11 protein-coding genes are annotated in these 13,964 nt (G+C 68.9%); 9 read left to right on the top strand and 2 right to left on the bottom strand.

Annotated features, from left to right (window positions below):
- Positions 1-23: 23 nt before the first annotated feature.
- Positions 24-1,052: an ABC transporter permease gene (locus ACFWP7_RS32320; protein WP_384388699.1), complete on the bottom strand. Its 1,029-nt coding sequence runs from the start codon at positions 1,050-1,052 to the stop codon at positions 24-26.
- A gap of 525 nt (positions 1,053-1,577) precedes the next feature.
- On the opposite strand from ACFWP7_RS32320, the gene ACFWP7_RS32315 reads away from it, so the two are divergent.
- The 5 genes from ACFWP7_RS32315 to ACFWP7_RS32295 are packed head-to-tail and all read left to right on the top strand — an operon-like array spanning position 1,578 to position 7,251.
- Entirely contained in the window at positions 1,578-3,209 is a 1,632-nt protein-coding gene (locus ACFWP7_RS32315) for an ABC transporter substrate-binding protein (RefSeq protein WP_384388696.1), read from the top strand.
- 54 nt (positions 3,210-3,263) lie between these two features.
- Positions 3,264-4,187 (top strand): ABC transporter permease, encoded by a 924-nt coding sequence (locus ACFWP7_RS32310; protein ID WP_384388693.1) that lies wholly within the window; start codon positions 3,264-3,266, stop codon positions 4,185-4,187.
- Positions 4,180-5,193, top strand: a complete 1,014-nt coding sequence (locus ACFWP7_RS32305) for an ABC transporter permease (RefSeq protein WP_384388690.1) — start codon at positions 4,180-4,182, stop codon at positions 5,191-5,193. Before ACFWP7_RS32310 ends, ACFWP7_RS32305 begins: the two co-directional genes overlap by 8 nt.
- 5 nt (positions 5,194-5,198) lie before the next feature.
- A complete protein-coding gene (locus tag ACFWP7_RS32300; RefSeq protein WP_384388688.1) occupies positions 5,199-6,185 on the top strand; it encodes an ABC transporter ATP-binding protein in 987 nt (328 codons plus the stop codon).
- Complete coding sequence (locus tag ACFWP7_RS32295; RefSeq protein WP_384388685.1) at positions 6,166-7,251, top strand: ABC transporter ATP-binding protein; 1,086 nt, start codon at positions 6,166-6,168, stop codon at positions 7,249-7,251. The genes ACFWP7_RS32300 and ACFWP7_RS32295 overlap by 20 nt, the downstream gene beginning before the upstream one ends.
- A 243-nt stretch (positions 7,252-7,494) precedes the next feature.
- On the opposite strand, the gene ACFWP7_RS32290 is transcribed toward ACFWP7_RS32295, so the two are convergent.
- Entirely contained in the window at positions 7,495-9,615 is a 2,121-nt protein-coding gene (locus ACFWP7_RS32290) for a prolyl oligopeptidase family serine peptidase (protein WP_384388682.1), read from the bottom strand.
- A gap of 187 nt (positions 9,616-9,802) precedes the next feature.
- On the opposite strand from ACFWP7_RS32290, the gene ACFWP7_RS32285 reads away from it, so the two are divergent.
- From ACFWP7_RS32285 to ACFWP7_RS32270, 4 genes are all read left to right on the top strand, one after another.
- Positions 9,803-9,997: a hypothetical protein gene (locus ACFWP7_RS32285; RefSeq protein WP_384388679.1), complete on the top strand. Its 195-nt coding sequence runs from the start codon at positions 9,803-9,805 to the stop codon at positions 9,995-9,997.
- 89 nt (positions 9,998-10,086) lie between these two features.
- Positions 10,087-10,992: an N-acetyl-1-D-myo-inositol-2-amino-2-deoxy-alpha-D-glucopyranoside deacetylase gene (mshB, locus tag ACFWP7_RS32280; protein ID WP_384388676.1), complete on the top strand. Its 906-nt coding sequence runs from the start codon at positions 10,087-10,089 to the stop codon at positions 10,990-10,992.
- The gene (locus ACFWP7_RS32275) at positions 10,992-11,411 is read left to right on the top strand and encodes a DUF6113 family protein (RefSeq protein ID WP_384388674.1); all 420 of its coding nucleotides are present in this window, start codon (positions 10,992-10,994) and stop codon (positions 11,409-11,411) included. Before mshB ends, ACFWP7_RS32275 begins: the two co-directional genes overlap by 1 nt.
- A 160-nt stretch (positions 11,412-11,571) precedes the next feature.
- Entirely contained in the window at positions 11,572-13,914 is a 2,343-nt protein-coding gene (locus ACFWP7_RS32270) for a hypothetical protein (RefSeq protein WP_384388671.1), read from the top strand.
- Positions 13,915-13,964 lie beyond the last annotated feature (50 nt).

Genomic DNA, 13,964 nt, shown 5'->3' with positions numbered 1-13,964 from the left:
AACGACCGGGTGGAACGGGGTGGCTACCGCTTGGACTTCGGGTCGAGCGCATCGCGCACCGAGTCGCCGAGCAGGTTGAAGGCGAGGACGAAGATCACCATTGACACGCCCGGGAAGAGCATGAAGGTGAGGTCCTCGGTGTAGAACTGGGCGCCGCGCTGGATCATGACGCCCCAGTCCGGGGTCGGGTCGATGATGCCGACGCCGAGGAAGGACAGCCCGGCCTCCGCGGTCACATAGGCGGGGAGCATCAACGTGGACTGGATGAGGATCGGCGTCCACAGGTTGGGCAGCAGCTCCTTGAACACGATGCGCCGTGGTGATGCGCCGGTGACCTTGGCCGCCTCGATGTACTCCCTCTCGCGCAGACCCAGGACCTGGCCGCGCAGCAGTCGGGCGATGGAGGCCCAGCCGAAGGCGGAGAGGACCAGGATCAGGGCGGCGGCCCGCAGGGAGGTGGGGACGTTTTCGTCGGGGGCGACGAACAGCCCGTACACGACCGGCATGAAGGCGATGAAGAACAGCGTCGACGGGAACGACAGCACGATGTCGATGATCCGGCCGACGAGATAGTCGGTCTTGCCGCCCAGATAGCCCGCGGTGGTGCCGACGACCACGCCGACGACGGTGGTCAGCAGGGTGGCAGCCACGGCGATGCCCAGCGATGTCCGGATGCCGTACAGCAGGTAGGTGAAGACGTCCCGGCCCAGCTGCGGCTCGATGCCGAACCAGAACTCCGAGCTCATCCCGCCGTTCGCTCCGGCCGGGTAGGAGAAGGCATCCAGGAGTTCCGGGCGCTGGCTGGCGTACGTCGTGTACGGGTTCTTGCCGTACAGCTTCGCTATCAGCGGGGCGCAGATCGCGATCGCGAAGAAGAAGATCACGATGTAGGCCGATATGACGCCCGTGTGGTCGCGTTTGAACCGCTTCCAGGCGAGTCGTCCCGGGGAGCGACTCTCGGAGCCCTTGGGGGTGGAAGAGGGCGTCGACTTCTCGGCGCTCTCGTCGGTCACCTCAAGCGGGGCGGCCGCGGAAGGAGTGGGGAGGGTCATGGTGCTCCGTGCCCGAAGGGGTCAAGGGCTCCGCAGGGCGCTCCCTACGGGCTACGCCGGACTTTTTCAACGCAATTCATGCAAGGTCAATAAAATCTGGCCCCCCTTGGGTTTGTCTTTACTTCCTTTACCTCGACTTGACTCAAGCATAACTACGCGTGTAGCGCGCCGTGGCCGATCCGTGTCCAGAAACGGACCAACTGCCCTAATCGGGCAAGGCGTTCGATATGCGGACGCTGGAGTCTCGGAATGCGTACATCCGGCGGACGCAATCCAACGGTTCTGCATCGAACCGTGAAGATCCGTTGTGCCGGTCGTCCGAAGCGTCGGCGTCCGGTGTGTCGACAACTGGCGTATCAGATTTCGGGGTGCCTGCATATGGCTGGCGCTTCCACTCGAAAGGGTGGGCTGAATGTGCGATATGCCATTTATGGGCCGATATTGAGCGCTAAAGGCACAGCGCACCGGAGTCGACAGCGAACGCCCCGGCGCCGGCGGCACAGCGCACTCTTGAGGAGGCACTCCATGCGTGGAGCCACGCACGCCAAATGGGCCGCATGTGCGGCCGCGGTAGCCCTCGCGGCGACCGCCTGCGGGGGCGGAGGGAGTGGCAGCGGCGGCGACGGCACCGGAGTCGTGAGTTCCTCGTGGGGAGACCCGCAGAACCCGCTGGAACCGGCCAACACCAACGAGGTGCAGGGCGGCAAGGTCCTCGACATGGTCTTCCGCGGCCTCAAGCGGTACAACGCCAAGACCGGCGCCGCCGAGGACATGCTCGCCGACAAGATCGACACCACGGACTCGCAGAACTTCACGGTCACGATCAAGGACGGCTGGAAGTTCAGCAACGGCGAGGCCGTCACCGCGCAGTCCTTCGTCGACGCCTGGAACTACGGCGCCAGCCTCAAGAACAACCAGAAGAACGCGTACTTCTTCGGGTACATCGAGGGGTACGACAAGGCCCACCCGGAGGACGGCAGCAAGCAGAGCGCCGACACCCTGTCCGGGCTGAAGGTCACCGGCACCAACACCTTCACCGTCAGGCTCAACCAGAAGTTCTCGACGTTCCCCGACACCCTCGGTTACGCGGCCTTCTCGCCGCTGCCCAAGGCGTTCTTCGACGACCACGCGAACTGGCTGAAGAAGCCCATCGGCAACGGGCCGTACACCATCGACTCGTACACCAAGGGCTCGCAGATGTCCCTGCGGAAGTGGGACGGCTACTCCGGCACGGACAAGGCGCAGAACGGCGGTGTGGACCTGAAGGTCTACACCGACAACAACACCGCCTACACCGACCTCATGGCCGGCAACCTGGATCTCGTCGATGACGTGCCCGCCTCCCAGCTCAAGAACGTGAAGAGCGACCTCGGTGACCGGTACATCAATACTCCGGCCGGCATCATCCAGACGCTCGCTTTCCCGTTCTATGACAAGAATTGGGGCAAAGCAGGGGTGGAGAAGGTCCGCCAGGGACTGTCCATGGCGATCAACCGTGTGCAGATCACCGACACGATCTTCCAGAAGACCCGCACTCCGGCGTCCGACTGGACCTCACCGGTGCTCGGCGCGGACGGCGGCTTCAAGGAGGGGCTCTGCGGTGACGCCTGCGACTACAACCCGAGCGAGGCCAAGAAGCTGATCGAGGAGGGCGGCGGCCTCCCCGGCGGGCAGATCAAGATCTCGTACAACGCGGACACCGGCTCGCACAAGGAGTGGGTCGACGCCGTCTGCAACTCCGTCAACAACGCGATGGGCAACGACAAGGCCTGCGTCGGCAACCCCGTCGGCACCTTCGCCGACTTCCGCAGCCAGATCACGTCGGACAAGATGTCGGGCCCCTTCCGGGCCGGCTGGCAGATGGACTACCCGCTGATCCAGAACTTCCTGCAGCCGCTGTACTACACCAACGCCTCCTCCAACGACGGCAAGTGGACCAACCCGGACTTCGACAAACTCGTCGACCAGGCGAACGCCGAGACCGACCGGGCCAAGGCCGTGAAGCTCTTCCAGCAGGCGGAGGGGGTCCTGCGGGACGACATGGGCGCCATCCCGCTCTGGTACCAGAACGGCAGCGCCGGCTACTCGGACAACGTCTCCAACGTGGCGCTCAACCAGTTCAGCGTCCCCGTCTACAGCGAGATCAAGGTCAACTGAGCCGCGCCGGGCGGCCCCCCGACGGGGCCGCCCTCTCCTACCTCCGGAGCCCTCATGGGACGGTACGTAATCCGGCGCCTGCTGCAGATGATCCCGGTCTTCATCGGCGCCACCCTGCTGATCTTCCTGATGGTCAACGTGATGGGTGACCCCATCGCCGGCCTCTGCGGAGACCGGGCCTGCGACCCCGCCACCGCCGCCCAGCTCAGGAAGGAGTTCGGCCTCGACAAGCCCGTGTGGCAGCAGTACCTGACCTACATGGGCAACGTCTTCACCGGCGACTTCGGCACCGCCTTCAACGGGCAGCCGGTCACCGAACTGATGTCGACCGCCTTCCCCGTCACCATCAGGCTCACCGTCGTCGCGATCGTCATCGAGATCGTCATCGGCATCGCGCTGGGCGTCATCACCGGCCTGCGGCGCGGTCGGCCCGTCGACTCCGGCGTCCTGCTGTTCACCCTCGTCGTCATCTCGGTGCCCACCTTCGTCACCGGCCTGCTGCTCCAACTGCTGCTCGGCGTCGAGTGGGGCTGGATCAAACCGTCGGTCTCCTCGGACGCCGAATTCGGCGAACTGATCGTCCCCGGCCTGGTCCTGGCCTCCGTCTCCCTCGCCTACGTGACCCGGCTGACCCGGACCTCCATCGCGGAGAACAAACGGTCCGACTACGTCCGTACGGCGATCGCCAAGGGCCTGCCCCGGCGCCGGGTGATCACCAAGCACCTGCTGCGGAACTCACTCATCCCGGTGGTCACCTTCATCGGCACGGACATCGGCGCGCTCATGGGCGGCGCGATCGTCACCGAGCGGATCTTCAACATCCACGGCGTCGGCTTCCAGCTCTACCAGGGGATTCTCCGCCAGAACACGCAGACCGTCGTGGGCTTCGTGACCGTCCTGGTCCTGGTGTTCCTGGTCGCCAACCTGCTCGTGGACCTGCTGTACGCCGTACTCGACCCGAGGATCCGCTATGCCTGAACCCCAGCCGCCGGAGCCGTGGATGTCGGGCGGTGGCCGCGCCCCGGAGGACGGCGCGATCGCGGCGACGGGCATGGGCGGCGCGATGGACCTCGCCATGAGCGAGGGGGAGACCCTCGACAAAACCCCGGGCGGCCCGGAGGGCACCGGACCGCAGGAGAAACCCCGGAGCCTCTGGTCGGACGCCTGGCGCGACCTACGCCGCAACCCCGTCTTCATCCTCTCGGGGCTCGTCATCCTCTTCCTGGTGGTCATCTCCCTCCGGCCCTCGCTGATCGCCTCCGGGAACCCGCTCAACTGCGACCTGGCCAAGGCCCAGGAGGGCTCCCAGCCCGGCCACCCCTTCGGGTACGACGGACAGGGCTGCGACGTCTACACGCGGACGGTGTACGGCACGCGCGTCTCGATCGCCGTCGGCGTCTGCGCCACGCTCGGGGTCGCGATCCTCGGGTCGGTGCTCGGCGGCCTCGCCGGCTTCTTCGGCGGGGTGTGGGACGCGGTCCTGTCCAGGATCACGGACGTCTTCTTCGCGATCCCCGTGGTGCTCGGCGGCCTGGTCCTCCTCTCCGTGGTGACGAGCAACACGATCTGGCCCGTCATCGGGTTCATGGTGCTGCTCGGCTGGCCCCAGCTGTCCCGCATCGCGCGCGGTGCGGTGATCACCACCAAGCAGAACGACTACGTCCAGGCCGCCCGCGCCCTGGGCGCCTCCAACTCACGGCTCCTGCTGCGGCACATCACGCCGAACGCCGTCGCGCCGGTGATCGTCGTGGCGACCATCGCGCTCGGCACGTACATCTCGCTGGAGGCGACACTCTCGTACCTCGGTGTCGGCCTGAAGCCCCCGACGGTCTCCTGGGGCATCGACATCTCCGCGGCGTCCGCATACATCCGCAACGCCCCGCACATGCTCCTGTGGCCCGCCGGAGCCCTCGCGATCACCGTCCTGGCGTTCATCATGCTCGGCGACGCGGTGCGCGACGCCCTCGACCCGAAGCTGAGGTGACCGCCGTGCTGCTCGAAGTGCGCGATCTGCACGTGGAGTTCAGGACCAGGGACGGGGTCGCCAAGGCCGTCAACGGCGTCACCTACAGCGTGGACGAGGGCGAGACCCTCGCCGTGCTCGGCGAGTCCGGCTCCGGCAAGTCGGTGACCGCACAGGCGATCATGGGCATCCTCGACGTGCCGCCCGGGAAGATCACCGGCGGTGAAGTCCTCTTCCAGGGCCGGGACCTGCTCAAGCTCAAGGAGGAGGAGCGGCGCAAGGTCCGCGGCGCCGAGATGGCGATGATCTTCCAGGACGCGCTGTCCTCCCTCAACCCCGTGCTCAGCGTCGGCGACCAGCTCGGCGAGATGTTCACCGTGCACCGCGGGATGTCCAGGAAGGCCGCCCGGGCCAAGGCCATCGAGCTGATGGAACGGGTACGGATCCCGGCCGCCGCCGAGCGCGTGCGCGACTATCCCCACCAGTTCTCCGGCGGTATGCGCCAGCGCATCATGATCGCCATGGCGCTGGCGCTGGAACCCGCCCTGATCATCGCCGACGAACCGACCACCGCGCTCGACGTCACGGTCCAGGCCCAAGTCATGGACCTGCTCGCCGAGTTGCAGCGCGAGCTCCACATGGGGCTCATCCTCATCACCCACGACCTCGGCGTGGTCGCGGACGTCGCCGACCGGATCGCCGTGATGTACGCGGGGCGGATCGTCGAGTCGGCGCCGGTCCACGACATCTACAAAGCCCCCGCACACCCGTACACCAAGGGCCTGTTGGAGTCGATCCCGCGCCTGGACCAGAAGGGCCAGGAGCTCTACGCCATCAAGGGCCTGCCGCCGAACCTGATGCACATCCCCCCGGGCTGCGCCTTCAACCCCCGCTGCCCGATGGCCCAGGACATCTGCCGGACCGACGTGCCGCCGCTCGCGGAGGTCGACGAGAACCGCAGGAGCGCCTGCTTCTTCTGGAGGGAGTGCCTCGATGACACAAGCAGCCACTGAGGCGACACCAGCAGCCACCACGGAGGCGCTTCTGGAGGTCAGCGGGCTGGTCAAGCACTACCCGCTGACCCAGGGCATCGTCTTCAGAAAACAGATCGGCGCCGTCAAGGCCGTCGACGGCGTCGACTTCCACCTCGACCGGGGCGAGACTCTCGGCATCGTCGGCGAGTCCGGCTGCGGCAAGTCGACGGTCGCCAAGATGCTGGTCAACCTGGAGAAGCCGACCGCCGGGGTGATCAAGTACAAGGGCGAGGACATCACCAAGATGTCCGGCAAGGCGCTGAAAGCCGTACGCCGCAACATCCAGATGGTCTTCCAGGACCCGTACACCTCGCTCAACCCGCGCATGACCGTCGGCGACATCATCGGGGAGCCGTACGAGATCCATCCCGAGGTCGCGCCGAAGGGCGACCGGCGGCAGAAGGTCCAGGACCTGCTCGACGTGGTCGGACTGAACCCCGAGTACATCAACCGCTACCCGCACCAGTTCTCCGGCGGACAGCGCCAACGCATCGGTATCGCACGGGGGTTGGCGCTGCGCCCCGAGATCATCGTCGCGGACGAGCCGGTGTCCGCGCTCGACGTCTCGGTCCAGGCGCAGGTGATCAACCTGCTCGACCGGCTCCAGGACGAGTTCGATCTGTCGTACGTCTTCATCGCGCACGACCTCTCCATCGTGCGGCACATCTCCGACCGGGTCGGCGTGATGTACCTCGGGCGGATCGTGGAGACCGGCCGGGACGCCGAGATCTACGACCACCCGACGCACCCCTACACCCAGGCCCTGCTCTCCGCCGTGCCCGTCCCCGACCCCGAGGCCCGGGAACACCGCGAGCGGATCATCCTCACCGGGGATGTGCCCTCCCCGGCGAACATCCCGTCCGGGTGCCGCTTCCGTACCCGCTGCTGGAAGGCGCAGGAGCGCTGCGCGCTGGAGGTCCCGCTGCTCGCGGTGCCCGCGGAGTTCCGGCTCACCGAGGGTCCGGCCGCGCACGACTCTGCCTGTCACTTCGCGGAGGAGAAACAGGTGGTGCCGCCGGAGGGCCCCACAGAGGGGGCGGCATAGCCGCACAAATGTGCACCAATCGCGTTTACACGCAGGCAACTTCACGGAAGCGGACCCGATATACGGACGCGTCAGTCTGAACAACGTACGGCCGTGCGGGTGCCGTAAGCGGGCCGGGACGCGCCATGTCGTCCCGGCCCGCTGCACCTCTTTGCGCCTAAACCGGCGCCGCTTTCGCGGACCTGGTACTCGCCGTCGTGGTTACTCAATTGATGGTTGCGGTGCTCTGTGGGATCTTTCCGCTCAGCCCAGCTTGAGGGCGCGCCGGAGAAAGTCCACCTGGAGCAGCAGCAAGTTTTCCGCGACCTGTTCCTGTGGAGTCATGTGGGTGACGCCCGACAGGGGGAGTACCTCGTGCGGGCGGCCGGCGGACAGTAGGGCCGAGGACAGGCGGAGGGTGTGGGCGACCACCACGTTGTCGTCGGCGAGGCCGTGCACGATCATCATGGGGCGGGCCGGTTCCGCGGCGGCCACCAGGCCGTTGTCGTCGATCAGCGAGTTCGCGGCGTACACCTCGGGCCGGGTGTTCGGGTCGCCCAGGTAGCGCTCCGTGTAGTGCGTGTCGTACAGCCGCTGGTCGGTGACCGGGGCCCCGACGATGCCCGCGTGGAACACGTCCGGGCGGCGCAGCACGGCGAGCCCCGCCAGATATCCGCCGAACGACCAGCCCCTGATGGCGACCCGGGTCAGATCCAGCGGGAAGGTTTCGGCGAGCGACTGGAGCGCGTCGATCTGGTCCTGGAGCACGACCGCGGCCACATCGTCCTTGATCGCCTTCTCCCAGGCCGGCGAACGGCCGGGGGTGCCCCGCCCGTCCGCGACGATCACCGCGAAGCCCTGGTCCGCGAACCACTGCGAGGTGAGGTGCGCGTTGTGCGCGGCCAGTACCCGGGAGCCGTGCGGACCGCCGTAGGGGTCCATGAGGACGGGCAGGGGAGTGTCGCCGCGGTAGTCCGTAGGCATAAGCACGGCGCATGGGATTTTCCGTGCGCCCCCCTGTGTGAGGGTCACGCGCGGGGACAGACCGGGGCTTTCAGCGTACGAGGTGATCGTCGCCGCTCGCTTTCCGTCGCGCAGTACCTGCACTCGGGCGCCAGGCCGGTCCAGTACCGCCGAGACGAGCACGGTCACGCCCCCGGCGCGCACCGCCGAGTGCACGCCGGGCTCCTGTGAGAGGCGCTCCAACCCGAGCTCGTTGACCCGGTACACATGGACTTCGCCGGTCTCGGGCGCGGCCGCCACCTCGCCCGCCGACGCCGAGATCAGCACCTCCTCGTCCGTCACGTCGAGCACCGCGCGCACGTGCAACTGCGGTCCTGTGAGCGGGCGTTCACCGAACGCGAGGACGCGCGCGCCACCCTCGTCGGCGATGCGGACGAGCTGCCCGGCGGGGCTCCAGCACGGCACGCCGGGGAAAAGATCAAGCCATTGTGGATCTTCGTCCGCGTGCACCATCCGGGTCACTCCGGTGTCCGGATGCACCGCCAGGAACAGCTGACTCAGCTGGTCCCGCGCCTGCACGAGAACCAGCGGCGCACCAGCCTCTGACCAGTGCACATGCGCCAGATACGGGTACCGCGCCCGGTCCCACACAACCTCCGTGCGCACCCCGTCGAGATCGATGACGTAGAGCCGTACGTCCGCGTTGGCGCTTCCAGCCGCCGGATACGCGACCTGTTGCGGATCGCGTTCGGGCTGTGCGGGATCGGAGATCCACCAGCGGCGTACGGGTGCGTCGTCGGCCCGTGCGACCAACAGCCGGTCCCCTTCCGGCGACCACCAGAAGCCGCGCGAACGCTGCATCTCCTCGGCCGCGATGAACTCAGCCAATCCATAGGAAACCGTCTCGGTCTCCGGCTCGGCGAGCGCCCGGTCGTTCTCGCCCTCGGCGCCGACAACTCGCAGGGCGCTCCCGGAGACGTACGCCACGAGCCGTCCGTCGGGTGAGGGGCGCGGGTCGATCACCGGTCCGGGGACGCGGAGTTCGCGTGCCGTGCCGACCCGCAGCTCGGCCGTGAAAAGCCGCCCTGACAAGGCGAAAGAGGCCAACTCCACTGCCGTGTCGGTGGCGTAGCCGACGATCCCGCCACTGCCCTCGCGGCTGCGCTCGCGGCGCGCGCGTTCCGCCGCCGACAGGTGCTCCGTGACGCCCCCGAGCAGCGCCTGTGGATCGGCCGCGACGCGCTCCGTGCCGTCCGCCACGTCGAGCACCCACAGCAGATTCGCCCGGTCCGTACCGGAGCGGGAACGCAGGAACACCACGCGGGAACCGTCCGGGGCCACGGCGAAGGCGCGGGGCGCGCCGAGCGTGAACCGCTGGGTACGGGCGTGCTGTCGGGGGAAGGAGAGGGGCTCGGTCGTCATGCCCCGACCATATTGGCCATGCGCCCCCTTGTGCGGCCGTGCGCCGATCGATGCGCGCGTACGGATAGTTATGATCACTAGCGCTGTGTGGGTATGAACCTGCTGGCTGCTGTATGGATTTACCGACCCCTCATGTCCGACCCCCGTACCGGACCCGTGTCCCTGGGATCTTTGGAGGTGAACCGCCGTGGCACTCTCGATTTCGGCGGTGGTGCTGCTGGCGATCATCGTCTTCATCCTGGTGAAGAAGTCAGGACTGAAGGCGCCGCACGCCATCGTGTGTGTCCTGCTCGGGTTCTATCTCGCCTCCTCGACGGTCGCTCCCACGATCAGCGAGGTGACCACGAACATCGCGGGCATGATCGGCAGCATCAACTTCTGACCGCCCCCGTCCGACCGGCCAGGCTCTCCGACCGACCCCGACCCGCGCCCGCCGCAGCGGCGGGGCGGGCGCCTCGTAGGGTGGGTTCCATGACGGAACTGCCCGATCGGCGTCTGCTTCTGGTGCACGCGCACCCGGACGACGAGTCGATCAACAACGGCGCGACCATGGCGAGGTACGCGGCCGAGGGCGCCCAGGTGACGCTGGTGACCTGCACCCTCGGCGAAGAGGGTGAGGTCATCCCGCCGGGGCTCGCCCACCTCGCGCCGGACCGCGAGGGCGGGCTCGGCCCGTACCGGATCGGCGAGCTGGCCGCCGCCATGAAGGAACTCGGCGTCACCGACCACCGCTTCCTGGGCGGCCCCGGGCGCTATCGCGACTCCGGGATGATGGGCACCGAGCAGAACCGGCGCCCCGGCGCCTTCTGGTCCGCCGATGTGGACGAAGCCGCCGGACACCTCGTCGCGGTGATCCGAGAGGTACGCCCCCAGGTGCTCGTCACCTACGACCCCGACGGGGGTTATGGGCACCCGGACCACATCCAGGCCCACCGCGTGGCCATGCGCGCCGCCGAGCTGGCCGCGCAGCCGTCCTTCCGCACCGATCTCGGTGAACCCTGGGAGATCGCAAAGATCTACTGGAACCGGGTCCCGCGTTCCGTGGTCGCGGCGGGGTTCGCACGGCTTCGGGAAGCGCTGCCCGGACTGCCGTACGCGAAGTCGGCCGTCATCGACGACGTACCGGGTGTGGTCGACGACTCGTTGATCACCACCGAGATCGACGGAACGGCCCACGCCGCCGCCAAGGCCGCCGCGATGCGCGCGCACGCCACCCAGGTCGAAGTGGCCGAGCCCTGGTTCGTCCTGTCCAATGAGCTCGCTCAGCCGCTGTTCACCACGGAGTACTACGAGTTGGTGCGGGGCGAGCGACCGAGGTCGCGGGAAACCGATCTGTTCGCGGGGATCGACCGGCACGAGCGAAAGGCGGGCGTGTGATGAGTACGACGGGACAGCGGGGGAGCGGGATCGCCCAGCCGCTGGCACTGCCCTCGGGCGGGCGCATCGCCGTCTACGTGGGGCTTTTCGTGCTCGGCGCCGTCGTCGGGGCAGCCGGAGCGCTGGTGCAACCCGGCTGGTTCCCGGGCGGATTGCTGCTCGCGGTGGCCGGCGCGGCCGGGCTCTTCCTGGGCGGGGCGCAGGGGGTCGGCACCAGGGCCGGGGCCGTCGTGCCCGCGGCCGGCTGGATGGTCGCCGTCATCCTGCTCACCGCCAGCCGCCCGGAAGGCGACTTCCTCTTCGGCGCGGGATTCGGCTCCTACCTTTTCCTGCTCGGTGGAATGGCTGTGGCTGTGATGTGCGCCACGCTTGGACAAGTGCCGCAACCTGACGGCTCCGCCGTCCGACTTGGCAAGTGACGTACCACTTCGCCGTATCCGGCAGGTGCGGGTCCCGTGGGGTTTTCCTTGGCGGGCGAGGTTTGCGGGCCGGACATGGCCAGTATGGTGGTGCGCGCCGCCGAGCTGCCCGAGATGAGGTCGAGTAAACGGGCGGCGGAGCCAACCGGGAGAACTTGCCTTGAGTCGTGAAACTGACAGTTCGTCCTCCGGGCCCAACGGGCGCGGTGGAGCCGCGTACCCGTCGGGGACGCCGCCGTACGGGACCCCACAGGCCACCGACAGCGGTGCTGACGCGGCCCGTTCGGCTGCCGGCACCCCTCCGGAGGAGCGCAAGACCGAGACCACGCTGACGACGCGGATCCGGATCAACATCCCTGGATCGCGGCCCATCCCGCCCGTCGTGGTGCGTACACCGGTCGCGGATGCGTCCGCCGACGGTGCCGACAGCCCGGCCGGTGGCGCGGAGCCACCGCGTGCCCTGACTTCCGGCGGCGGAGCGGCCACCTACATGGACGCTCCGGGGGGCGCCGCTCCGGCTCCCGCGGCTGCCGCCGCCGAAGAGAAGGCGAGCGACTGGTTCGCGCCGCGCAAGTCCGGTGCGCCCAAGGGCGGGCCGGGCGGCGGGTCCACCAACGGGGCAGGTCTGCCCGGTGGTTCGGGTCCCGGGGGCGGCGCCGGTCCTGCCGGGCCGCAGGGTTCGGGCGGCCAGGGTGCCGGTGGCGGCCGTCACAGTGCTCCCGGCGGTGCGCGTCCCGCCGGCGCGAACGGCGCCGGTCCGCAGGGCGCCCCCGGTGGCGCCCGGCCCGGCGGAGCGAACGCGCCCCGTCCCGGCGGTACGAACGGTGCCGGGCTGCCCGGTGCCACCGGCGCCGGACCTGTGGCACCCGGCCACGGCGGCGGCACCGGTTCCTTCGACGTCTCCGGAGCGCTCGGCAACACCGCCTCCTTCCCGGCGATCGGATCCGGCGCCGGTGAACAGCGGCGCGACGACCTCCCGTACTTCTCGGAGTTCCCCGACGACGGCCGGCGCGGCCCCGGCCCCTCGGGGCCGACCGGTGGTCCGGTCACAGGGGACGGTCCGCTGGTTCCGCCGATGGGTCCGGGCGTGGCGCCCGGCAGTCTGGCCGCGGGGCCTGGTGGGCCGGGTGGACAGGCCGGGCAGGGAATGAGGCCGGGTGGGCCCGGCGCGGGCTCGGGGTACCCCCGTGGAGGTCCCGGGGGTCCCGGGGGTCCCGGAGGGCAGGCAGGGCCCCAGGCAGGCCCCGGCCAGGCGGGTCCGGGAGACTCGGGCTACCCCGGCAGCGGCTCGGAATACAACTTCGCGAGCGGTCTCAGCGACGACACCGCGATCCTCACGCCGCAGAAGCCGGCCCCCGAGCCGGGCCTCGGCGGCTACGGCGGCGGCGCCGGGGAGAACGTCTCCGGGCACACCCTGACCAGCGGCATCCCCGTCGTACCCGCCACCCAGAACTCCCCGTTCGGGCCCGGCGCGCACCCGGATGGACCGCTGCCGCACACCCCGCCGAAGCTGCCCGAGCCGGTCCAGGAGCCCGCGCCCACGGGCAAGCGGACCAAGAAGAAGGGCCGCAGCAAGCTGGTGCTCCTCGGTGTCGGCGTGTTCGTCATAGGCGGTGGTGCCTACGGCGCCGGGCTGCTGATGAACCACTCGGACGTACCCAAGGGCACCACCGTGCTGGGCGTCGACATCGGCGGCGGCACCCGGGACGACGCCGTCAAGAAGCTCGACGACGCCTTCGGCGACCGTACGAACAAGGCGCTCAGCCTGTCGGTCGATGGCGAGACGGTCTCGCTCAAGCCGGACCAGGCCGGGCTCCAGCTCGACACCCAGGCGACGGTCCGCGCCGCCGCGGGCAGCGACTACAACCCCGTCTCGGTGATCGGCTCCCTGTTCGGCCAGGAGCGTGTCGTCGAGCCCGCGATGCCCGTCGACGAGGAGAAGCTCAAGGCGGCGCTGCAGAGCACCGCGGGCGGCTCCGGTTCGGCGAGCGACGGCACGGTCAAGTTCGAGTCCGGCAAGGCCGTCGCCGTGTACGGCAAGGCGGGCAAGGGCATCGACGTCGCGTCCTCCACGCAGGCCGTCGAGGACGCCTACCGCACGCAGGTGGAGAGCGGCACGGCCCCGCCGGTGCAGGTCGCCACGTCCACCCAGCAGCCGACGGTCAGCGACGCCGAGGTCGACCGGATGATGAAGGAGTTCGCGGAGCCGGCGATGTCGGCCATCGTGACCGTGCAGACGGACGCGGCGCACTCGATCCAGATGAGTCCGCAGAACTCGCTGTGGAAGTTCCTCGGGGTGGCGGCCGTCGACGGCAAGCTGGTCGACAAGCCGAACCTGACCGCTCTGGAGGAGCTCTACGGTCAGACCTTCGACGGTGTGCTCATCACCCGGGCCAACGGCGAGAAGACGGCCGTGACACCGCAGGACGTCTACGGCGCCCTGCGCCAGGCACTGCTGAGCACGACCGACCGGGTCGCGGTCATCGAGACCGACCCCAGCTAGGTCCTGTCGTCACATTCCCGTCGTCGCCCGGAGGGCGGCCTCGCGGCGTC

It is taken from the genome of Streptomyces sp. NPDC058470, from assembly GCF_042721055.1.
Taxonomy (GTDB): Bacteria; Actinomycetota; Actinomycetes; order Streptomycetales; family Streptomycetaceae; genus Streptomyces.
The sequence above is the reverse complement of the archived record's forward strand: the minus strand, read 5'-3'. Positions and strand labels throughout refer to the sequence as shown.